We start from the raw sequence: 20,910 nt of genomic DNA, 5'->3' as shown, positions 1-20,910 counted from the left end.
GGGCACCAATGAAGGATACGGACCTATATTTTCGGATTCTCGGGCTGACCGAGCCCTGGTTTGTTGAGGCTGTTGAACTGGACACGGCGGAAGGTCGGGTAGACATCCGCGTGGAGCATGGTCCTGGTGTTCGCTGGTTTTGCCCTACTTGTGGTCGAGAGCTGGCTTGCCGCGACCATGCCGAGCCTCGTGTCTGGCGCCATCTGGACACGTGCCAGTTCAAGACGTTCCTGCATGCTCGGATTCCCCGAGTGGACTGCCCCGAGCATGGCGTCCTTCAGGTCAACGTGCCTTGGGCCGAGTCCAAGGCACGTTTCACCATATTGATGGAGCGATTGATCATCGACGTGCTGACCGAGTGCGCCACCGTAACAGGAGCGCGGCGCATCCTGCGCATCACCTGGGACGAAGCATGGGGTGTCATGGAAAGGGCGGTGCGCCGGGGCCGGGAGCGCAAGCAATCGAATCCCTCGCGGTATCTTGGCGTTGACGAGAAGGCATTCCGCAAGGGGCACGACTATGTGACCGTGGTTTGTGATCTGATCGGCAGCACGGTGGAGTATGTGGCCGACGAGCGTAAGGCCGAAAGCCTTGAGGGGTACTACCTTCAGTTCACCAAGGCGCAGTTGGAGCGGATCAAGGCCGTGGCCATGGACATGTGGGAGCCCTATTTTAAAGCTACGCTCAAACATGTGCCGGACGCGGCGGGGAAAATCGTTCACGATCGGTTCCACGTCATGAAACACGTAGGCGAGGCTGTGGACCGGGTACGCAAGCAAGAGCACCGCGAACTCACAAGTCAGGATGACCATCGACTCAAGGGCACGAAATTCCTCTGGCTATACCGGGAGGAGAATCTGCCGGACAAACACCGGCCAGCCCTGGAGGCCTTGAAGACAGCGAACCTCAAGGTGGCCAAGGCCTGGGCCATGAAGGAAAGCCTGAACGACGTCTGGAAGTACCTGAGCACGGGATGGGCCAGACGTTTTGTGAAGCGATGGCTGGTCTGGGTGAACAGGTCAGATCTTGCCCCAATGCGCAAAGTGGGCGGACTGATTCAGAGACATCTTGAGAACATCCTGACCTTCTGCCGCCACAGGATCACCAACGGCGTGGCCGAGGGCCTCAACAGCAAGATCATGGCCATCAAGAGGAAGGCTTGCGGTTATAGGAACCGGGAGCATTTCAAGACAGCCATCTACTTCTTCTGTGGCGGTCTAAACCTCTACCCGGCCAGTTCCTGACAGGGGTTACCCACGGAAAACCCGGAAGAACCAACACTGGATAATATCCCCCATGAGCAGATGGCCGCGATCATAAAGCGCTGGGCCAATCTGCGTATTGAGCGCGCCATGAACTGGATGCTCGTCTTGCAGATCGGCGGGGTGGTGACAGTGTTTCTGGGCAGCCTGCTTGCGGTCATTTTGATCTGGAACCGCAAGCTCGCGCAGGAATCGGCAGAAAGGCAAAAAGCTCTGGAAGCGGCCAGAGCCAGTGCTTCAGCCCTGTGGCAGCGCAAGCAGCAATTGCGCAGCATTGTGGATAATCTGCCAAGTCTCATGATGCTTAAGGATTCGCAAGCCCGCTACATCATGGCGAACAAGTATTTTGAAACATTTACCGGCTATGCCGAATCCTACGTTGTGGGAAAGAACATAGCCGATCTGCTTTCCCCTGAACTTGCAGAACAGGGAATGCGCTTGGACAAACTGGTCATAGAAACCGGAAAAGTACATAAAACTGAAGAAGTCCGGTATGATGCAGTGGGAGAGGAACATGTCCTGGATGTTGTGCGCGTTCCGCTGTTTGAGCCGGACGGCACAGTTTACGGCATGGTCTACATGGGGACAGACGTGACAGAACGCCGGGCCGCAGAACAGGCGCTGCGCCGCGCCCAAATGGAAATGTCGCAGATATTCAATGCCGCTGGCAGCGCCATGCGGGTTATTGACCGCAGCCTGATAGTCAAGGAAGTCAACGATACCTACGTAAACTGCTTTGGCTATTCACGTGAAGAAATGGTGGGCCGCTGGTGCGGCGAATACCCCAGTGGATCAGATTGCGGCTCTGATTGTGTGGGCAAGCGCATTCTTAACGGTGAGCCTCGGGCTGCCATCCGTCAGCAGCGGCAAAAAAAAGACGGGACATGGGTATTTTGCGATCTGGTTGCCACGCCATTTCTTTCGCCTGATGGCGAGCTTCTCGGCATTATCGAAGATTGCCGGGATATTACCGACCTTGTGGAAAGCCAGCAGGCGGCGGAACAGGCCAGCAGGGCCAAGAGCGAATTTCTTGCCAATATGAGCCATGAAATCCGTACCCCCATGAATGCCGTTGTGGGACTTACTCATTTGACCCTGCGTACTTCTCTTAATGCAACGCAGCGTAATTATTTGAAAAATATAGACAGCTCCGCAAAATCCCTTTTGCGGATCATTGACGACATCCTTGATTTTTCCAAGATTGAAGCTGGTCGCATGGACATGGAATATCTGGACTTTAACCTGGAAGAAGTCCTTCTTGGTCTCTCAAGTCTGGATACAACCAAATCCGGCGGGAAAAATATTGAGCTCTTGTTGCGCATCGATCGGGAGGTCCCCTTGTTTTTCAAGGGCGATCCTTTGCGGCTGGGGCAGGTACTGGTCAATCTTGTGGGCAATGCCATCAAATTTACCCCTTCGGGCGAGGTTGTGGTGCGCGTTGCGCTTGAGGAGCAGAAAGACCAGAAGGCGCAGTTGCGTTTTACCGTCACAGACACAGGCATTGGCATGGGGCAAGAGCAGCTGGACAAGCTGTTCCAGGAGTTTACCCAGGGGGATTCATCCACAACACGGCGTTTTGGCGGCACCGGCCTTGGCCTTTCCATCAGCAAGCGGATTGTGGAGATGATGGGGGGCGAAATAGGCGCAGATAGCGAACTGGGCAAGGGCAGCACGTTTTACTTTACCGTCAATCTGGACTTGCAGGAAAATCCCCAGCGAAAGCCAGTCCCGGCCATGAAAAACCTTTCCGAGCGCAGGGTGCTTGTTGTGGACGATTCCTTCTCAAGCCGCGAAATTCTCCGGCAAGAGCTGGAAGATATGGGGCTGCGGTCGGGCACGGCTGACTGCGGCGATGCCGCGCTGGAAGAACTGGTGCGCGCCGCCGAAAGCGGCGACCCCTATGATCTGGTGCTGATGGACTGGAAGATGCCCGGCAATAACGGCATTCAGGTGGTGCGGCTGCTGCGCGGCTGCCGTGAGCTGCCCTACATTCCTACCGTCATCATGGTTACGGCCTATGGGCGGGAAGAAATCATGGAAGAGGCTCAGGCCGAGGGCATCAGCCATTTTCTCATCAAGCCTGTCAGCCCTTCACTCTTGCAACACGCCATTCTGGATGTTTTTGGGCAGCGGGTAGCTGATGAAGATGCATCCGGCTTGCCCCAGGAATTGCGCATCCCTGCCAAATACAGAGGCCGCAGGGTGCTGCTTGCCGAAGATAACGAGGTTAATCAGCTGGTGGCCAGAGAATTGCTGGAATCATCAGGCTTTGTTGTGGACATTGCCATTTCCGGTCTTGAAGCGCTGCAAAAGGCGGAAGGCACTGACTACGCAATGGTGTTTATGGATATCCATATGCCGCTGATGGACGGCATCGAAGCTGCAAAACTGCTACGCGCCCAGGCGCGCTATGCCCATACGCCGATCATTGCTCTCACAGCCGACAGCATGGTGGGCGATCGGGAAAAAAGCCTTGCAGCGGGTATGAACGACCACCTTGCAAAACCCATTGATCCCTACCGCCTGATTGAAGTGGCAGTGCAGTGGCTGGAATGGGGAGCAGATCAGATTGCCCAGGCTGGTAATTCAGGCCAATCCGGTCAGCCTGAATAAATCAGACAAACTGAAAATATTCTGTAAAAAGCTGATGCGGTCGGCAAGCCGACCGCATCACAAAAAAGTTTGATCTCGTAATCGCACTGGCTACATCAACGGCAGCCGCTGTACTATCCAGACTGCCACAGGCGCCAGAGCCGCAGTAAGAATACCTGCCAGAATCATGGCCAGACCGCCCATTGCTCCCTGTTCCTGCCCTTCCTGCAATGCAACGGCTGTTCCCTGAGCATGCGAAATTGTGCCCATGGTCAGCCCCCGTGCAAAGGGATCCTTGATGCGTATGACATTCAGCCCCCACAAACCCAAGAGGGAGCCGAGCGTACCGGTAGCCACCACAAAGGCCGCAGTCAGGGACGGGATGCCGCCATACATGGAGGCCACCTCAACGGCAAAGGGGATGGAAACCCCCTTGGGGAGAATGGAAATTACCACGTCGTCCGGCAGGCCGCCCAGTTTGGCAATAACCCCGGCAGAGAGCATTGCTGCAAAGGCCCCCGCACACACGCTTGCAAGAATGGGCAAGGCATTGCGGAGGAGCAGGTGGCGATAGCGGTACAAGGGCAGCGCAAGGCTGACCGTTGCTGGGCCAATGAGCAAGGTCATGATCTGTCGGGCTGGCTCATAGGTTTCATAGGGAACATCGCACAGCACCAGCACTGCGATGACTATGGCGGCGCTGCCAGCCACGATGTTGATGAGCGGATGCTTATAACGCATATACAGGCTGCGCACCAGCGCATATGCCAGCACGGTGCCCGCTGAGCACAAAAGTGTGTTTATGATCTGCATGGTGCTTCTTCCTCTTTCTTTTCAGGCGTAGCGCGGCGCAGGGCCCGGGCCATAAAGCCCACAATCACCAGCGGCAGGGCTGTACTGCCCACAATGGCAGCCGCAAGCACCCATCCGTAATCATAAAAAACGCTCCCCCATTGCATCAGCCCTACCGCAATGGGCACAAAAAAGAACACAAGATGCTTCAGCAGAAATTCCGCCGCCATGCTGATATGGCTTTCTTTCACAATACCGGTGAGCAGCAGAAAAAACAGTACGATTATGCCCAGCACGTTGCCGGGGATGGGAATTCCTGTCAGCCGTGTGAGTTGATCGCATCCCCAGAATATGGCTGTCAGAATTGCGGTCTGCCAAAGCAGCTTCCATGTTGCGCGCATAGGGTCTTCCTGATGTTCAAGGTTTCTGCCGCCTCCCGTTGCCGTTGGCAGAAATTTGGCAAGTGAGGGTTTTTCCTGCCAACGACAACGGGCGGCTTGCGGCATACGCTATGAGATGATAGCCATCATGGCAAATGAATAAAAATGAAATAAACAGTCACAAATGGTGAACAAATGGAAGTGTCAGACCTGCGCACGTTCATGGCCGTCATGGAAACCGGCAGCATAAGCCACGCCGCCAAGGCTTTACACCGGGTGCCCTCGGGCGTTACCGCCCGCATTATGCTGATGGAAGAAGAACTGGGCATCCAGCTGTTTTTGCGGGAGAAAAAGCGCTTGCTGCCCACGGCAAGGGGACAGACGCTTTACACCTATGCCCGCCGGATAACCGCTCTGATGGATGAAGCCGAGCTGTGCGTGAAGGGCATGGAACCGGGCGGCAGGTTACGCATTGGCGCACTGGAAAGTGCTGCTGCGGCGCGTTTGCCCGAAGTTCTGGCCCGTCTGCATGCGGAATATCCCAGCATCGAGCTCGAACTTGTAATAGGTACCAGCAGCTCCCTGTACGGGGATATTCTTGAAAACAGGCTCGATGCGGTATTTGTGGTTGATGCGCCCACAGATGAACGGCTGGAGAGGATGGAGGCCTTTACTGAGCGGCTGGTGCTGATTGCCACCAGGGAGCATCCACCCATCCATACGCCGGACGACATAGGGCGTAAGGCCGTGTTGGCTTTTCAGGGAGGGTGCGCCTACCGGAACAGGCTGGTGAACTGGTTTCGGGCCTACGGGTGGGAACCGCAGCATATCGTTGAGCTGGCTTCGTACCACGCCATTGTGGGGGGCGTTATTGCGGGCATGGGGGTTGGCGTGGTTCCGGCATCGGTTCTTGAGCTGTGCCGCACCAACGGCATGCTTTCCGTGCACGCGCTCGAACACCCCCTGTGCAATGCCGTAACCGAGCTTGTGTGGCGTAAGGGCATGGCCTCTGCCAACGTGGCGGCTGTTTGTCGCTGTCTCGCAAATTGTGAGCAAAAAACGGATGTTATTCCCGCAGGGTAGCTGTAGAGTCATCCACCCCTTGAGCATTGCCTCAAAATAGTCTGCGAACCGGCCAATGCATGTTGTCATCTGTGCAGTCTGAATTGCCCCCGAGCCGGCGTGTCTGCTGGGGGGGGGCAGTTCTGGCTTATGCCAAGGACGCGGTTTCAAAAAATGTATACGTGTCCTTGCCTTTCTGCTTTGCGCGGTACAGGGCGGCATCTGCACTTGCATACAGCTCGCTGAAGTTTTTGCCATGCAGGGGAAAGAGCGCCACGCCCATGCTTGCGGCAAGGTGGTGTTGTCCTGCGCCTCCATATGTGGTGTGGCGGATGCGATTGCAGAGTTCTTCAAGCTTTGTGGTCAATGCCTCACTGCTATGCTGGCACGTAAGAACAATAAATTCATCACCGCCGATGCGGCCCACCAGATCACCGGGCGCAAAGGCCGCCCTCAGACTCTGGGCAAATTCCTGAATGATCCTGTCGCCCGCAACATGGCCCAGCGAGTCGTTGAGCTCCTTGAAGTTGTCTATATCAAGCATAATCATGGCAAGGGCGCCAGCATCGCACGGTTGCTCCGTCAGGCGTCTGTCAATAAGCGCTTCTGTGGTCATTTTGTTGTAAAGACCCGTCAAGCCGTCCTTTTGGGCCATATCCTGAAGGCTGAGTTCCTGCCTTTTGTCGTGGTCAATGTTCTGGCGGCAAATGACAATGTGGATGGAGTCATTCTCCGCCCAGCGCAAGATATAGCCAGTTTCCCTGAACCAGATGTATTGGCCGTTGCTCTGCATGCACTGGAAATCGCAACTCAGCTTGTTGCGCTGCTCCTGCAGGGCTGCGCGTATGGATTCCGGGCTGAAGGTTTTCAGGTACAGGTTCACGTGCTCGGGCAGAATATGCTTTGCCACAATGGTTTGCAGCATGGTGCTGTATGATGTGTTTGGTTTGAGGCCCAACTGCTGCATAAACTTTTTGGTGCCCTCGCCGCAGGCAACATCGTTGGTTATGTCAAATTCAACAATGCTGTCATAAATATGCGACGTGGCATTTTGGAGTATGGCGTGGTATTTCAGTTCTTCAGCAATGGTGAGGGAGATTATCTTGTTTTTATATCTACGTATTATTGCTGTTACAATAAAAATGACAATTATCATTGTAAAACAAACAACAATAGCGCCGGTGTAGTATTTTGTTCTGATCTGTCTGATTATTTCAGAGGTGTTTTTGTCTGTAATGAGGAAAAGATCCGGGGCAGGAAGGTAGCGCGTGACAGCATAGCCATCTGTGCCATGACCAGAATACCACGTGTCTGAAATTTTTGTGCTGTTCTTCTTCAGGGTATTTTTTACTGCGGCAAAGGTTTGCGCGGAATAAATATCTTCGGCAGACCTGCCCTGCGCGGATGAAGATATCTGGATGGCCCCATCAGCGTTCACAAGGTAGGATTTAACCGCAAATTGCTGCTCATACTTGATAAGCATGGCCTGAATGGAGGTTACAGTAAAGCCAACACCCACTATGCCCACGGTTTCATTATTCTTGTTTTTAACGGCGCAGTTTACAAATACCGTGATGGTGTCGTGCGCAGCTTTGTCATTATCAATATTGAGTGAAAATTCCTGATTGCTTGCAATAAATTCCCGTACCCATTTGTTCTCAGGATTAGAATGGTCAACAATGCGGTCAACACCAGAAAAATTGTAGTAACGGTCTGTCTGCATGGAGACAAGAAAAACGGAGTCGTAATTGTATTTTTTCCTGTAGGCAGCAAGGTATTCCCTGATGTTCAGCGTATATGCCGGGTTTTTCAGGTTTTCTTTTTCCTGCGAAAGAAAATTGATCAAAAAACTGTCGTGCGCCATTGTCAGCGAAATATGTATGGATTGGGCAAAAATGGCGTCAATCTGATACATCATGCCTTCTGAAGCCAGGCGCGTCACGCTTTCCGCTTCTTTTTTCAGGGTGTCCACATTGGAACGGTAGCCTATTACAGACGTGACAGAAAAGCCGATAACAATAATCAGGCAGATTATGAAATTGGTTCGGAAGGCGTAGTTCTTATGCATGGAACGTCCTGAAGCGTGAAGGCAGATATGTCTGCAACGAGTGATAAGACGGGATCCGGATGTGCCGAAAATGCATGCGCCGATGCTGGACGGGCAAGGCCTTTGCCCTGTGCGGGGCATGGCCCCTCCCTGCAACACGGAATGCCGTTTTGTATATCGTATTGCAGAAAGGAAGCCAAGGCATCTGCTTGGAAATATGCCGATGGGTACAAGAAAAACCGCCACGGCGCAGCAGCCGTGGCGGCACGTATACAGCTTGTTCGCGAGGCCTGCCCCGCAGCCAGCGTTCCCAGAGCCGGGCAGGGTGATACTTAGCCCAGATTCACGTTGGACTTAAGGTAAAATTCGTCATCGCGCGCCCAGTAACGCAGTCCGGGATGGTCGCGGAACTGCTCAAGTGCCATATTTTGCGACATGGCATCGGGGCCCTTGAAGCGTATCTTGACCTGTCGCATGCCATCGTTTGAAGCCGACGACAATACAGAAATAATGCTCATGCCATGCGCCTTCAGCCTGTCGAGCAGTTCGCGCAGGGTTCCGGGCTGATAGGGGACTACAAAGCCCACCTCAACGCCGGGTTGTTCTGCGCCGCTTATGTCGAGCAATGCCTTGAACACATCCCAGCCGGTGATGATGCCCACCAGTTTTTCTTCGTCATTCACCACGGGCAGGCAGGCAACGTGCCTGTCGATCATCCTTTTGGCAGCTTGTTCAATAGTGCTTTTGTACGTGATGGTCACAGGATCGACCACCATGACATCCCTGACCTTGGTTTCGCTCATGATTTCCAGAAGCTCAATGATTTCGAGCCCAGTGGACTTGTTGGGAGCAAAACTGCGGACATCGGAAGACGAGATGAGCCCAACCACGACATTGTTGGCGTCAACCACAGGGAGTCGGTTTATTTTGTGTTCCTTGAACAGCTTCCGGCACTGGAGCAGGGTTGCGGTCGGCGGAATGGAAATTACCTTGGATTGCATCCAGTCGAGTATCAGCATGGCATCCTCCCTGATGGTAGTGCGAGGGTTGCCCCTCCCGTCTGGTGGGAATGGAATGGGCGGCTTACGCCAGCCCATTCCATGAGGCAAGCGTTGTTATTTGGAACAGCCGCATCCACAGCCCTGCAATTTGTTGCGTATAAACTCGGGCAAAATACCGCGCACAGATTCCATTGTCACCATGCGGCGCATGATGCCCAGTTGATCCTGAAGCGGCAGTTGCTTGGGGCAGACGTTGTCGCAGGCAAGTAACCCCATGCAGCCAAATACGCCGCTGTCATCGCCGATCAGGTCATAATAGTCCGCAGGGGTGCGGTTGTCGCGCGGGTCAATGTAGAAGCGTGCCATACGGTTGATGGCCGTTGCGCCAATAAAGTCCTCGCGCATGCGGGCCGTGCCGCAGGCCGCCACGCAGCAGCCGCACTCAATGCAGCGGTCAAGCTCGAATATCTGGGTGGCCAGCTCGTTGTCCATGCGCTCTTCTTGCGCCTTGGGGTCAAACTCTTTTGTGGTGTGTATCCACGATTCGATCTTGGCTCCCACATTGCGAAACCACGTACCCGTATCCACCGAGAGGTCGCCCAAAAGCTTGAACACCGGCAGGGGATGCAGGGTAATGTGGCTTGGCAGGTCGCTTGTCTGCGTGTGGCAGGCCAGACCGGGCCGCCCGTTGATGACCATGCCGCACGAACCGCAGATTCCGGCGCGGCAGCAAAAGTCAAACTGCAAGGAGGCGTCCTGCGTTTCGCGGATCATGTTCAGCGCAATAAACAGCGTCATGCTGTTGTGTTCTTCAAGCTGGAATGTCTGCATATGGGGATGCGAGAGCGGATCCAGCGGATTGTAACGGAATATTTCAAACGTCAGATTGCGTCCCATATGGCTCTCCTTACCCCTGTTGTGCGTACGGTACAATTTTTTCCGGGCTGATGTCGGCGGTTATGATCTTGCCGCCGCCGTATCCACGGTCGCCGGGGGGCAGAATATAGAACGGCGTTGCCGGTTCGTACTTGAGGGTGGGCAGGGTGTCGCCTTCCTTCCAGTAGGCCAGGGTACGGTTGAGCCATTCCTTGTCGTTGCGCTCGGGGTAATCCTCGCGGGCGTGCGCGCCACGGCTTTCTGTGCGCATCAGCGCGCCGTAGGCCGTGCACAGGGCCAGCTTGAGCATGCCCGGTACGCGCAGGGCCATGGAAAGCTCGGCATTGGGGCCGGGGATGTTGCCGCTGGCAAGGCGCATGTTCTTTGTGCGCTCCAGCAGTTCCTGCAACTTGGCAACGCCTGCTTCCAGATCCTTGCCGTTACGGAAAATACCCACATGCTCCATCATGATGTCCTGCATGGCGTTGCGCAGGGTGTAACAATCATCGCCGGTACCGCGCAGCAGGGCAGAGATGCGCTCCTTGACCTTGGTGGCGGCGTCCTTCATTGCCTGGGTGGAGAAAACAGTTTCGTAACCTTTGAGGAATTCCACCAGCTTTGCGCCAACAATGCGGCCAGAAACAATGGTCTCCGCCAGTGAGTTGCCGCCCAGACGGTTGAATCCGTGCATGTCCCAGCAGGCTGCTTCGCCAGCGGAGAAAAGTCCTTCAAGGCCGTAGGCGTGCCCGTCCTTGTTGATGCGTACGCCGCCCATGCTGTAGTGGTGGGTGGGCCGCACAGGTATAAGCTGGTGGATGGGGTTTACGCCCAGGAAGTGCGTTGAGATGTCGTACACTTCGCGCAGGTTTGTGGTGATGTGCTTTTCGCCCAGATGGCGAATATCCAGCCACAAGTGCTCGCCATAGGGGCTTTGTACGCCAAGGCCCTTGCGCATGTGCTCGGTCATGCGGCGCGACACCACGTCGCGGGAGGCAAGTTCGGCTTTTTCCGGCTCATAATCGGGCATAAAGCGGTATTCGTTCACGTCCAGCAGGGTGCCGCCGTCGCCACGGCAGCCTTCCGTGACCAGAATGTCCGTGGGCACGGTGCCTGTGGGGTGAAACTGCACGGCTTCCATATTGCCCAGCGGCACAACGCCTGTTTCAAGGGCCGTGATCTGGCCGCCGCCGTCACAGATGATGGCATTGGTGGTGGCCCGGTAAATGCGGCCATAACCGCCCGTGGCGATAAGCGTGCCCTTGGCGAAATAGCCCACCAGTTCGCCGGTGCGCAGATCGCGGGCAACGCAGCCCATGCAGCGCTGTCCATCATGAATCAGGGCCTCGGCCTGCATGCGGTCATGCACGTCAACGCCCAGTTGCAGCAGACGGTTATCAAGGGTGAACAGCACGGCGTGGCCTGTGCCGTCAGATGTATAACAGGTGCGCCACTTGGCGGTGCCGCCAAAGGCGCGGGAGTGGATCAGCCCCTCGTTTTCCTTTTTTTCCGTTGCCTGAAAGGGCTTGCCGCCCTTGTAGTAGGTGTGCTCGCCAGGCACAACGCGGCTCCAGGGCACGCCCATCCAGGCCATTTCGCGCATGGCGATGGGGCCTGTCTCTGCAAACAGGCGGGCCACTTCCTGATCGCAGCCCCAGTCGGAACCCTTGACCGTATCGTTGAAGTGCACCTCTGGGCAGTCGCCCTCGCCCATGATGGAGTTGCCCAGCGCCGCCTGCATGCCGCCCATGGCGGCTGACGAGTGCGACCGCTTGGGCGGCACCAGTGAAAGACAGATAACGCTGAAACCCGCCTGAGCCGCTTCCACGGCAACGCGTTCCCCGGCCAGGCCGGCGCCTATGCAAAGAACATCGCTTTCAAAAACTCGCATACGCACCCCCTATCCCAAGAACCACACGCGGGTCAGAGCCGCCGCGCCGAGCAGAAGATAACAGCCCATGACAATCCAGGTCCACTTGCGCCACGCCGGGCGCGTGGCCTTGACGCACACGCCGAACTTGACGGCCAGGCGGTACACGCCAATGCCCGTATGCAGAATGACGCAAGGCAGAAAGAACACGTAGAAGGCCAGCCAGCCGGCGTGCAGGCGTTTGGCGCTGCCCGCCACATTGATGGGCAGGTCGGTCATAACGCTGTACACATGGTAGAAAGCGCCTGCCAGAATAACGATGGCCGTAAAAACCTGCACCAGCCACAGCCACGTATCCACTTCCTTGAGGCCCTTGCTGTGCTGCACAAACACGCCAAGCTCATTGGCGCGGAAGGGCATTTTGCGGGCTGCAATGTAAAAATGGAACAGGATCAGCAGCATGATGACGGGTGCCGCCACCTGCGCGAGCATGGTTACTTCAAGCAACCATGCAATGCCGTTGGTCAGTGCGGGGCTAAGGACGACCGTCCCTTCCAGCACGAGATGGACGCACACAAAAAGCGCCAGCACCGCGCCAGAAGCCGCTTGCCAGAAATCAAGGCGGGTTCGGTCATCGACAGGGGATCTGCTCAAGGCCATACCAACTCCTTCATAAAGATATCAGGCATTATAAAACGGCGCGGCAGCCCGCGCCACGTTTCAGCACTCGGCATGCACAGGGGCGGCCGCAGGTCAGGATCGTCTGTACGGGGCCTGCCCTGTCTCGTAGTAATTGTCGCCCGTGCTGTCGATGACCACAATGGCAGGAAAATCCTCCACTTCCATGGCAGCCACGGCTTCCGGCCCAAGGTCTTCGTAAGCCAGCACTGTGTATTTTTTGATGCTGCGGGCGATGAGGGCGCCTGCGCCGCCCACGGCGGCAAGATACGGCACGCCATGCTTTTTCATGGCTTCCACCACTTCGGGCTTGCGGTAGCCCTTGCCGATCATGCCTTTCAGGCCTTGATCAAGCAGACGCGGGGTGTAGGCATCCATACGCCCCGAGGTGGTTGGCCCGGCAGCGCCGATCACTTCGCCGGGTTTGGCCGGGCTTGGCCCCACGTAATAGACCACTGCGCCCTTCAGATCCACGGGCAGGGGTTCGCCCCTGTCCAGAGTCTCTACAAGACGTTTGTGGGCCGCATCGCGCGCGGCAAGAATGGTGCCCGAAATCAGTACCCGGTCGCCCGCGCGCAGTGAACGCGCGGTGGCTTCGTCAAAAGGAGCGCGTATTTTTTTCATCTGGTTTTCCGACATGGGGGCCTCCTACAGCGTAACTTCGGCGTGGCGCGCCGCGTGGCAGTTGATGTTCACTGCCACAGGCAGGGAGGCAATGTGGGTGGGCGCCCATTCCACATGCACTTTCAGCGCCGTAGTCAGCCCGCCAAGGCCCTGAGGGCCAATGCCGGTCTTGTTGATAAGCTCAAGCAGTTCTTCTTCAAAGGCCGCGTAGCGCGGATCATGGTTGCGGCTTTCAAGGTCGCGGGCGGCGGCGCGCTTGGCGCAAATGGCGGCCATTTCCATGGTGCCGCCAAGGCCAACGCCCACCACCATGGGCGGACAGGAGTTAGGCCCTGCTGCCAGCACGGCATCCAGCACCACCTTACGCACGCCTTCAATACCGTCAGCGGGCACAAGCATTTTGACCACGCTCTTGTTTTCAGAACCTGCCCCCTTGGGGGCCAGGCGCAGGCGCAGAGAGTCTCCTGGCACAAGACGGGTGTGGATGACGGCAGGAGTGTTGTCGCGCGTATTTTTGCGTTCAAACAATGGCTCCGCCACACAGGATTTGCGCAGGTACCCGTCCACATAGCCCCGGCGCACGCCCTCATTGACGGCGTCTTCAAATGCGCCGCCCACAATGCGCACATCCTGCCCCACATCGGCAAAAATGACGGCAAGGCCGGTATCCTGACAAATGGGGATGCCATCGCTGGCCGCGATTGCCGCATTTTCCAGCAGTTGTTCAAGAATGTTTTTGCCCACGGGCGAGGGTTCCGCCTCATGCGCCTTATGCATGCCGTCCACCATATCCTGCGGCAGGCGGCAGCAGGCCCGCACTGCAAGGTCGGCAACGGCGCGCGCTATGTCCTCAACATTGATTTCCTTCATGTCTTCCTCTTTAATAAGTACGACTGCTGCTGGCCTATCAATGGAAAGGCCAGATCAGCGGGATAAGCAGCCAGCACATAATGAGCGAAATTAACTGCAAAGGCCAGCCAGCCTTGACGTAATCCATGAAGCTGTATCTGCCGGGGCCGAGCACGATGGTGTTGGGCGGGGTGGCAATGGGCGTCAGGAAGCAGCACGAGGCCGACATGGCAATGCCCATGGCGATGGGCAGGGGCGAAATGCCGCTGGCCATGGCGATGGGCAGAGCCAGCGGGGCCATCAGGGCCGCAGTGGCGGTATTGGACATGAAGTTGGTGATGGCGGCTGTGAGGGCGCAGCACACAAACATGAGCATCCACGGGTCATTGACCGTGCTCACCACGGCATTCGCCACGATGGCGGCTGCGCCGGATTTGTCCATGGCGGCAGACATGGAAAGCATGCCCGCGAACAGAAAAATTGTTGTCCAGTCAACGCTGCGGAAGGCTTCACGCATGGTCATGCAGCCTGTAATGACCATAAGGCAGGCGCCCAGAACGGCGGCGGTGGTCAGGGGCATGACTTCGCTGGCCATCATGGCGACCACAAAGGCGAAGATCAGCACGGAATGCCACATTTTGTTGTCGCGGCGTACCTTGGCATCAACTTCAATGTCGTCTTCGCCATCGAGTTGCATTCTTTCGGGCAGCAATTTGTGGCCCGCAATGGCATAGTAAAGCAAGCCCACAACCAGCAGAGGCATGCCGATAAGGCCGAATTCAAAAAAGCCAAAGGGGCTTTGCCCTGTCTGGGCCAGCATGGAGTTTATAATGCCGTTGGGCGGCGTGCCCACAAGGGTTACCGTGCCGCCCAGTGACGAGGCAAAGGCAACGGGCATAAGCACCTTGCCGGGGGCAAGCTTGGCCTTCATGCACATGCCAAGCACCATGGGCACGGCCACAACTGTGGTGCCGGTGTTTGAAAGCACGGTTGAGAGCAGGCCAATAGCCGCCATGGTGTATACGATCAGTTTAACCGGATTGCCTTTGGAAAGCTTGACGGCAAGGCCGCCTACCTTGTCTGCAAAGCCGGTAATAAACGTGGCTTCGCCCACAATGAACATGGCCATGAAGAGCACAACGGTGGGGTCGCCAAAGTAGCCAAAAGCAACCTTGGACGAAACCACATTTGTGAGCGAAAGAGCCACCGGCACAAGCAGGGCCGTGATGGGCAGGGGGACAATTTCCGTAAAAAACATCACTGCTGCAACCAGCAGGATGCCCAGGGTGATGTATGCCTTGGTGGGGTCTTCTGGTAGTTTGATGCCAAGACTGGAAGCTGCAAAGGCCTCATGTCCGGCAAAAAGAACAATCGCAAGCAGCATAAACGCCCATAGAGCTGGTCTTTTCATCCGCCAACCTCCTGCATCATGAAATTTACGGCGTCCCTGCGTGTTTTTTTGCGTTCATGGTATACAATTGCAGGGAAAATAAATGGATACCTGAAACAATGCCAGATATGAAAAATCGTGGCAACAATATTATGCTGAATGATTGATCAATCTTTATAATTTATTCAACGTATGCAGTATGAAAGATGGTAAAATTTTTTATATCAAGTAGTATGTAATAAAAATCACAAATACGCATGTTATGCGGTATGAATATTTATCGGTCATAAATATTGTAGTTGTTTGATCTTCATTAAATGTCTCTTTATATAAATTTTGTATCGCAATTTTTAATGAAGGTATGCTTTTTTGTGCAAGACACATATTCAGCGCGAACTAATCTGTATGGAAGCCCAAAGATAAAGCGCGAATGCGCGGACAAAGCTTTACCAGCCTTACTGGGGACATTGAGATTGCAGCCGCCAGTGTACAGCGCGTGTGAAAAATTCTGTCAGAACGCCTAGAAGGCTTATGCGCGGCGATCATCCAGACAAGATATGCTCTTGCATAAAGCAGGAGCATATAAAATGAACAGCCAGACAATAAAAAAGGCTGTCCGAAAATATTTTAGGACAGCCTTGCTCACTGATATTTGCCTGTTACTGTAGTTGTGCGTTTGCCCTGCAAACGGGTAAATATTGCAGGAATATCTGCACGGTATCTCACATAGTGTCTGGTTCTAGCGAATAAAGTTGGTGGGATCCCACGGTTCCGGGGTTGGGGTTGCCACGCCAGCGGCCTTGCCAGCGGCAATGCACTTGAGCAGCCACGCCATGTTGTCGCCAAGGGTGCGCATGATCTGCAAGCCTTCCTTGTCCTGCAATACCTGTTCCGGCGTATTGCCGTGCACGGCGTTCCAGTACTGGGAAGAAACCACGGGCATGCGGGCAATGGTAAAGTACTTGTTCAGCCGGTCAAAGGAGGCGCTGGCCCCGCCACGGCGGCAGCTCACCACGGCGGCAGCGGGCTTGAAGGCATAGTGGAGGGACTTGCCATAGAACATGCGGTCAAGAAAGGAGCACACGCCGCCATTGGGGCCGGCGTAGTAAACAGGAGAACCCACAACAAAGCCGTCTGCCTCGCGCAGCAGGTCAATGGCCTCGTTAACGTGGTCGGCATTGAACACGCAATGCCCTGTATCCTTGCACTTGCCGCAGCCAATACAGCACTGTATGGGCTTTGTGCCCAACTGGAGCATCTGCGTTTCAACGCCGTTTTTTTCAAGCTGCGCCGCAACCGTGGACAGTGCGGTAAAGGTGCAGCCCTTGGGATGCGGGCTGCCGTTGAGCATGAGTACCTTCATGAAAATCTCCTTTCGGGTCCAAATGGCCGCCCTCGCAGTGAGCGGAACGGCGAGGCCAGTGACCCCGTATGATTTTGTTGGTAAAAGCCAGCCAGATGTTGACGCTTGGGCGCGTCAGGTCAGCAGATGTCGGTCTGTGCAGGCTAGGCGAGTACTTGCAAGCCTGAGCGTAATTTCGTCCGTAATTTCTTGGCCTCCAACAGTACGCAATGCCCTTCACGTGTGCAAGCCACGCTGGAGTCTGCCTCCATTGGCCCTGTGTGTGCGCCGTCTGCCCGCGCCTCTGCACCAGCCTTGGCTCCTGAAGCAGCCATATCTGCAAGTCAAAATCAGCCTGTCATATCTTTTGCGACCAGCCTCAGGGCATCCGGCGAGAGGTTTTTCAGAAAGGTCAGAAAGTCGGGCACATTGCTTGCGCGGCAGGCCATGTAGCACAGGGTATATTCCCTGTGCGTGAGCAGGGAGTGGAAGATGGGCCAGCGTTTGTCTACACTGGCAAAGGGCAGGCCCAGCGCGCTCCCCACCGCAGGATGGATGGGCAGCCAGAAATCTTCAAGCGGGTGGACATATGCCCCGCGTGTGGATGGGGGCAGAACGCCAAGGCCCAACAGGCGCAACAGTCTGTCTGCCATGTGGAACAGCAGTTCACGGCCTGGGTGGTTGACCGTGATGAACATCTGTTGATCACGCCAGCGCTCGCGCAGCAGGGGCGCACAACGTATGGGGGCATCGGCCTCCTTGGCTTCCTCACGCGCAAGCGATTCTTCAGCCTGTGCGTTGAGCGTATCGGCATTGCCCAGCAGCGAGGCTGCGCCGCGCAGATAGAGGGTCAGCGCCTCTTGCGGTGTGACTTTTTGCAGCAGCGTCTCCAGCAGGCTGTCTGCAAAGTTGATGCGGTCATCGCGGGACCAGAAGGGCCAGTAACCCTTGAAAAACAGATTGGGAATCTCAATGGCCTTGCAGTGTTGCGGCAGGCGCGGCAGCATTTGTTCTGTGGAGAGGTCGCCCCATTTTGGCGCAAGGCGCTGGTAGAGAAAAAGCTCGCAGCGTTCAATATCGCTGTCTGCAATACTCTGCCGCGTGTAATTCACATACTGGCGGATATAAAACCGGCTGGCAAAGGCCGGAGTGTTTTCCAGCAGGGGCCGCAGGGCATCGCCCTGGCAGTTGGCGTGCAGAAGGCACAGAGCCTTGGTCATGCTGGTTCCGTCTGTCTTGGTGTGAAGGGGGCGTGTTCCTGGGGTGCGCCAACGTCCATCCCCATTCGCGTCCCTGAATCAGTCGTCCACTTCCATGTAGGTGGCGCTTTGCGCGGCTTTTTCAGATACTGTGACGCTGTAAAGCCGCACTTGCCGGGCCTGTGGGTCGTCATGTGCTGCCAGCAGCTCCGCCATGCCCCGCCAGATATGCCGGGCAAGATTTTCTGAAGAAGGATTCATGACGTCAAAGGGCGGCGTTTCGTTGAGCAGGCGGTGGTCGAGCGCGTCAAGCACTGTTTTAAGGCCGCTTTTGAGCGTTTTAAAATCAAGCAGCATTTCAGTATCCGGGGTTAGGCGCTGCCCCTGCACAGTCAGTTCCACCGCAAAATTGTGGCCGTGCATGCGTTCGCACTTGCCCTCATAATGCCGCAAGGCATGACCAGCAGAGAAATCGTCCCGCACGGTCAGCCGCCAGAAAGCGCCCTTTGTCATGACAGTATCCAGTAGACCACGAAGGCCGAAATAATGACAACAATGATCGCCAGCATGATGCGGGCGTTCTGGTTCCATTCAAAGCCTGGATGTGGATCATCCAGATCAGGGTCGCCAGTGGAGGGCGGCGTGAAGAGGCTTTGCATCCAGGAAAAGAAAGACATGAATTTCCAGTTTGTTACAGGTTATTGATTGTGCTTGCCCTTAAGCATAACAATTGCGCCGGATAAGTCAAAATACACGTCAGAGCCATGGTTTCAGGCAGGCCGCATGCCCCGTGCAGTTGACGAAGCCGCGCAGCCCTGAAACACTTTGGGCATGAAGTGGCCTACAGTACAGATAACCACCGCATCGGGGCAGGCAAGCGCCGTTGCTCCAGAGATCATTGCGGCCAGCCGGGCAACGGATATCCCGGCTTTTTACGCGCCCTGGTTTGTCAACAGGCTACGCGCCGGATACGCCCGCTGGATCAATCCCTTCAACGGGAGGACCCAGTTTGTGTCCTTTGCCAACACGCGGGTTGTCGTGTTCTGGAGCAAAAATCCGCTGCCTTTGCTGCCCTTGCTGCCGGAAGTGGAGGCGCGGGGCCTCGCCTGGTATCTGGAATTTACGCTCAATGATTATGAGGCTGAAGGCTGGGAACCCAATTTACCGCCGCTTGCCCAACGCATCGACACCTTTCGCCGTTTTGCGGATGCGGTGGGGCCGGAAAGGGTCGTGTGGCGCTTTGACCCCCTGATGCTGGCCGGGGAACTGGCGCAAAATCCTGACGGTTGCCATGTGCTGCTGGAAAAAATGGCCCGCATCGGCAGAGCCCTGAAAGGCTGTACCCGCAAGCTGGTGTTCAGTTTTGCCGATATTGCCGACTACCGCAAGGTGCGGGAAAATCTGCGCAGGGCGGGCCTTGCCTGGCGTGATTTTACGCAGGCGGAAATGCAGGCCGTGGCAGCGGGGGTGGCCGCTCTTGCTGCGGAAATGGGCGCGGAACCCTGCACCTGCGGTGAAAAGGGCGACCTCTCGGCATGGGGAATCAGCCATAACCGCTGCACAGACCCGGAACTTATCCTCAGGCTCACCAACAGACACCCGGACATGCTGCGCCTTTTTGGCATTGCGCCGCAGCGACAACTGGGCCTGCCTCTGGAAATGCCCTCAGGCGCAAACCTTGCCAGCACGCCGCATGAGTATCCGCGCGACACAGGCCAGCGTGCCGTGTGCCTGTGCGTACCCTGCAAGGATGTGGGCCAGTACGACACCTGCCCCCACGGCTGCGTGTACTGCTACGCCAATACCTCACCCGCCGTTGCGGCCCGGAATTTCCGGCGGCATGACCCGGAGGGGGAGAGCATTTTTGCAGAGCCGGAGAGGACAGCCTGACGACCGGCCTGACATTGGGCCTGATTCATCTACCTGATTCCTCTGGCTGATTTTGCGCGGGGCGCAGAGCCTGTGCGGGCTACTGAAAAAATTTGCCGCGTGCGCGGTCAATGCGTTCACGCAACGGTGCATCCACAAAAAACAGCTCGCAAGCAAGAGCCAGTTCCTGCGCCCGGTGCATAAAATACGCAGCTGCGGTAATGGAATGCTCACTGACCGCGCCAGCATTTACTTCCAGAAAATTGAAGGACAACTGTACCTTCGCTGCACCGAATCGGCGGCAGATCTGGAAAAACTGCTCCACGTCGGCGATCTTGTTATTTTGTTCAAAAATTATGTATTTGATATCAATTTGTTCTGGTGTGATTGCTGCAATAAAATACTTTTCCATCGAAGCCATCACATCATTCCACCAGTCGCCGCCCTTAACGCGGGCATAGGCTGCGGCGTTGCCGGAATCAAGACTGATGTTGATTTTGCCGCCGCCGCTGGAAAGCAATTCGTCAATCCAGGCAGAATGCCGCAGCGCATTGGTATGTACGTACTGAAAGTAGTCATGCTCGCGCAGCCAGCGGCCTGTGGCTTCAAAATCGGGCAACAGGGTGGATTCTCCCCCGCCCCAGCTTATGGCGCAGTTCTTTTCCAGTGCGTCCTGCTCATACAGACTCTGGATGGCAGGAAGAATGGCAATGGGGCGCGGGTGCTGCCCGGGCTTCCACAGGTCGCAGTAGATGCAACGGCAGTTGCAGATGTGCCTGTGATGATTCAGGGAAAGAACGGCAAATTGCAATTTGGGCACACAGACGGAATGCGAAAGAGGAACAAGATCGGGGCAGCCCGCGCATACCTGGGGATTCTGCTTCTGCACTTCCTGCGCAACGCTGCCCATATGGCGGGTATATGCCTCCATATCCACCGCGCCGCCTTCAAAAGAAAAACTCGGCACCACGATGTTGTGCGTATTGCAGCAGGGTTGCAAGGCCCTTTCTTCAAACACAAGTTCCCGAACAAACCTGGAGCAGAATAACATGCGGCCTCCTTCCGGAACCAGATGTCCGG

Annotated in this window: 19 protein-coding genes; 4 read left to right on the top strand and 15 right to left on the bottom strand. The window is 55.9% G+C overall.

The genetic code is table 11. The annotated features are described in order from the left end of the window. The first annotated feature begins 8 nt into the window (after nucleotides 1–8). Both ACUZ79_RS13200 and ACUZ79_RS13195 read left to right on the top strand, forming a co-directional pair. Complete coding sequence (locus tag ACUZ79_RS13200) at nucleotides 9–1,244, top strand: ISL3 family transposase (protein WP_096152604.1); 1,236 nt, start codon at nucleotides 9–11, stop codon at nucleotides 1,242–1,244. Nucleotides 1,245–1,304: 60 nt separating this feature from the next. Next, nucleotides 1,305–3,875 carry a response regulator gene (locus ACUZ79_RS13195; RefSeq protein ID WP_449251865.1) on the top strand — a complete coding sequence of 857 codons (2,571 nt, stop codon included), beginning with the start codon at nucleotides 1,305–1,307 and terminating at the stop codon, nucleotides 3,873–3,875. Nucleotides 3,876–3,965: 90 nt separating this feature from the next. Here the strand turns inward: ACUZ79_RS13195 and ACUZ79_RS13190 are convergent, their stop codons facing one another. Continuing rightward, nucleotides 3,966–4,667, bottom strand: coding sequence for an LrgB family protein (locus tag ACUZ79_RS13190; protein ID WP_449251864.1), 702 nt, complete (start codon nucleotides 4,665–4,667; stop codon nucleotides 3,966–3,968). After that, nucleotides 4,655–5,047, bottom strand: coding sequence for a CidA/LrgA family protein (locus ACUZ79_RS13185; RefSeq protein ID WP_240824967.1), 393 nt, complete (start codon nucleotides 5,045–5,047; stop codon nucleotides 4,655–4,657). Before ACUZ79_RS13185 ends, ACUZ79_RS13190 begins: the two co-directional genes overlap by 13 nt. Nucleotides 5,048–5,221: 174 nt before the next feature. On the opposite strand from ACUZ79_RS13185, the gene ACUZ79_RS13180 reads away from it, so the two are divergent. Further along, nucleotides 5,222–6,109, top strand: coding sequence for a LysR family transcriptional regulator (locus tag ACUZ79_RS13180; protein WP_449251863.1), 888 nt, complete (start codon nucleotides 5,222–5,224; stop codon nucleotides 6,107–6,109). 127 nt (nucleotides 6,110–6,236) lie between these two features. On the opposite strand, the gene ACUZ79_RS13175 is transcribed toward ACUZ79_RS13180, so the two are convergent. The 12 genes from ACUZ79_RS13175 to ACUZ79_RS13120 form a co-directional block, all read right to left on the bottom strand. Next, nucleotides 6,237–8,156, bottom strand: coding sequence for a sensor domain-containing diguanylate cyclase (locus tag ACUZ79_RS13175; RefSeq protein ID WP_449251862.1), 1,920 nt, complete (start codon nucleotides 8,154–8,156; stop codon nucleotides 6,237–6,239). A 311-nt stretch (nucleotides 8,157–8,467) separates the two neighbouring features. After that, nucleotides 8,468–9,154 (bottom strand): CBS and ACT domain-containing protein, encoded by a 687-nt coding sequence (locus tag ACUZ79_RS13170; protein WP_240824971.1) that lies wholly within the window; start codon nucleotides 9,152–9,154, stop codon nucleotides 8,468–8,470. A gap of 96 nt (nucleotides 9,155–9,250) precedes the next feature. After that, nucleotides 9,251–10,033: a fumarate reductase iron-sulfur subunit gene (locus tag ACUZ79_RS13165; RefSeq protein ID WP_449251861.1), complete on the bottom strand. Its 783-nt coding sequence runs from the start codon at nucleotides 10,031–10,033 to the stop codon at nucleotides 9,251–9,253. A gap of 10 nt (nucleotides 10,034–10,043) precedes the next feature. Continuing rightward, nucleotides 10,044–11,900 (bottom strand): fumarate reductase flavoprotein subunit, encoded by a 1,857-nt coding sequence (locus ACUZ79_RS13160; RefSeq protein WP_449251860.1) that lies wholly within the window; start codon nucleotides 11,898–11,900, stop codon nucleotides 10,044–10,046. A gap of 9 nt (nucleotides 11,901–11,909) precedes the next feature. Beyond that, nucleotides 11,910–12,539 carry a succinate dehydrogenase/fumarate reductase transmembrane subunit gene (locus tag ACUZ79_RS13155; RefSeq protein ID WP_240824973.1) on the bottom strand — a complete coding sequence of 210 codons (630 nt, stop codon included), beginning with the start codon at nucleotides 12,537–12,539 and terminating at the stop codon, nucleotides 11,910–11,912. Between the two features lie 93 nt (nucleotides 12,540–12,632). After that, nucleotides 12,633–13,196, bottom strand: coding sequence for a Fe-S-containing hydro-lyase (locus tag ACUZ79_RS13150; protein WP_240824974.1), 564 nt, complete (start codon nucleotides 13,194–13,196; stop codon nucleotides 12,633–12,635). Between the two features lie 9 nt (nucleotides 13,197–13,205). After that, nucleotides 13,206–14,051 (bottom strand): fumarate hydratase, encoded by an 846-nt coding sequence (locus tag ACUZ79_RS13145; RefSeq protein ID WP_240824975.1) that lies wholly within the window; start codon nucleotides 14,049–14,051, stop codon nucleotides 13,206–13,208. A gap of 37 nt (nucleotides 14,052–14,088) precedes the next feature. Next, nucleotides 14,089–15,441, bottom strand: a complete 1,353-nt coding sequence (locus ACUZ79_RS13140) for an SLC13 family permease (protein WP_240824976.1) — start codon at nucleotides 15,439–15,441, stop codon at nucleotides 14,089–14,091. A gap of 718 nt (nucleotides 15,442–16,159) precedes the next feature. Next, entirely contained in the window at nucleotides 16,160–16,783 is a 624-nt protein-coding gene (locus ACUZ79_RS13135; protein WP_240824977.1) for a flavodoxin family protein, read from the bottom strand. 329 nt (nucleotides 16,784–17,112) lie between these two features. Continuing rightward, nucleotides 17,113–17,982 (bottom strand): WcbI family polysaccharide biosynthesis putative acetyltransferase, encoded by an 870-nt coding sequence (locus ACUZ79_RS13130; protein ID WP_449251859.1) that lies wholly within the window; start codon nucleotides 17,980–17,982, stop codon nucleotides 17,113–17,115. A 78-nt stretch (nucleotides 17,983–18,060) separates the two neighbouring features. Then, nucleotides 18,061–18,474 carry a 6-carboxytetrahydropterin synthase QueD gene (gene queD / locus ACUZ79_RS13125; RefSeq protein WP_449251858.1) on the bottom strand — a complete coding sequence of 138 codons (414 nt, stop codon included), beginning with the start codon at nucleotides 18,472–18,474 and terminating at the stop codon, nucleotides 18,061–18,063. Further along, nucleotides 18,471–18,638 carry a hypothetical protein gene (locus ACUZ79_RS13120; RefSeq protein WP_022657287.1) on the bottom strand — a complete coding sequence of 56 codons (168 nt, stop codon included), beginning with the start codon at nucleotides 18,636–18,638 and terminating at the stop codon, nucleotides 18,471–18,473. The genes queD and ACUZ79_RS13120 overlap by 4 nt, the downstream gene beginning before the upstream one ends. 154 nt (nucleotides 18,639–18,792) lie before the next feature. Between ACUZ79_RS13120 and ACUZ79_RS13115 the strand changes: the two genes are divergently transcribed. Then, nucleotides 18,793–19,851 (top strand): DUF1848 domain-containing protein, encoded by a 1,059-nt coding sequence (locus ACUZ79_RS13115; RefSeq protein ID WP_449251857.1) that lies wholly within the window; start codon nucleotides 18,793–18,795, stop codon nucleotides 19,849–19,851. Between the two features lie 79 nt (nucleotides 19,852–19,930). Here the strand turns inward: ACUZ79_RS13115 and ACUZ79_RS13110 are convergent, their stop codons facing one another. Beyond that, on the bottom strand, nucleotides 19,931–20,881 hold the full coding sequence (locus ACUZ79_RS13110; protein WP_449251856.1) for a radical SAM protein: 951 nt from the start codon (nucleotides 20,879–20,881) through the stop codon (nucleotides 19,931–19,933). Nucleotides 20,882–20,910 lie beyond the last annotated feature (29 nt).

This window comes from Desulfovibrio faecalis, from assembly GCF_053570625.1.
The sequence above is the reverse complement of the archived record's forward strand: the minus strand, read 5'-3'. Positions and strand labels throughout refer to the sequence as shown.

Bases quoted from the DNA above. Each gene is read 5' to 3' on its own strand.
- ACUZ79_RS13130 (WP_449251859.1), bottom strand. From the start codon at position 17,982: ATGACCAAGGCTCTGTGCCTTCTGCACGCCAACTGCCAGGGCGATGCC.
- ACUZ79_RS13175 (WP_449251862.1), bottom strand. From the start codon at position 8,156: ATGCATAAGAACTACGCCTTCCGAACCAATTTCATAATCTGCCTGATT.
- ACUZ79_RS13180 (WP_449251863.1), top strand. From the start codon at position 5,222: ATGGAAGTGTCAGACCTGCGCACGTTCATGGCCGTCATGGAAACCGGC.
- ACUZ79_RS13195 (WP_449251865.1), top strand. From the start codon at position 1,305: ATGGCCGCGATCATAAAGCGCTGGGCCAATCTGCGTATTGAGCGCGCC.
- ACUZ79_RS13120 (WP_022657287.1), bottom strand. From the start codon at position 18,638: ATGTCTTTCTTTTCCTGGATGCAAAGCCTCTTCACGCCGCCCTCCACT.
- queD (WP_449251858.1), bottom strand. From the start codon at position 18,474: ATGACAAAGGGCGCTTTCTGGCGGCTGACCGTGCGGGACGATTTCTCT.
- ACUZ79_RS13160 (WP_449251860.1), bottom strand. From the start codon at position 11,900: ATGCGAGTTTTTGAAAGCGATGTTCTTTGCATAGGCGCCGGCCTGGCC.
- ACUZ79_RS13150 (WP_240824974.1), bottom strand. From the start codon at position 13,196: ATGTCGGAAAACCAGATGAAAAAAATACGCGCTCCTTTTGACGAAGCC.
- ACUZ79_RS13200 (WP_096152604.1), top strand. From the start codon at position 9: ATGAAGGATACGGACCTATATTTTCGGATTCTCGGGCTGACCGAGCCC.
- ACUZ79_RS13155 (WP_240824973.1), bottom strand. From the start codon at position 12,539: ATGGCCTTGAGCAGATCCCCTGTCGATGACCGAACCCGCCTTGATTTC.
- ACUZ79_RS13110 (WP_449251856.1), bottom strand. From the start codon at position 20,881: ATGTTATTCTGCTCCAGGTTTGTTCGGGAACTTGTGTTTGAAGAAAGG.
- ACUZ79_RS13145 (WP_240824975.1), bottom strand. From the start codon at position 14,051: ATGAAGGAAATCAATGTTGAGGACATAGCGCGCGCCGTTGCCGACCTT.
- ACUZ79_RS13115 (WP_449251857.1), top strand. From the start codon at position 18,793: ATGAAGTGGCCTACAGTACAGATAACCACCGCATCGGGGCAGGCAAGC.
- ACUZ79_RS13135 (WP_240824977.1), bottom strand. From the start codon at position 16,783: ATGAAGGTACTCATGCTCAACGGCAGCCCGCATCCCAAGGGCTGCACC.
- ACUZ79_RS13185 (WP_240824967.1), bottom strand. From the start codon at position 5,047: ATGCGCGCAACATGGAAGCTGCTTTGGCAGACCGCAATTCTGACAGCC.
- ACUZ79_RS13165 (WP_449251861.1), bottom strand. From the start codon at position 10,033: ATGGGACGCAATCTGACGTTTGAAATATTCCGTTACAATCCGCTGGAT.
- ACUZ79_RS13190 (WP_449251864.1), bottom strand. From the start codon at position 4,667: ATGCAGATCATAAACACACTTTTGTGCTCAGCGGGCACCGTGCTGGCA.
- ACUZ79_RS13170 (WP_240824971.1), bottom strand. From the start codon at position 9,154: ATGCTGATACTCGACTGGATGCAATCCAAGGTAATTTCCATTCCGCCG.
- ACUZ79_RS13140 (WP_240824976.1), bottom strand. From the start codon at position 15,441: ATGAAAAGACCAGCTCTATGGGCGTTTATGCTGCTTGCGATTGTTCTT.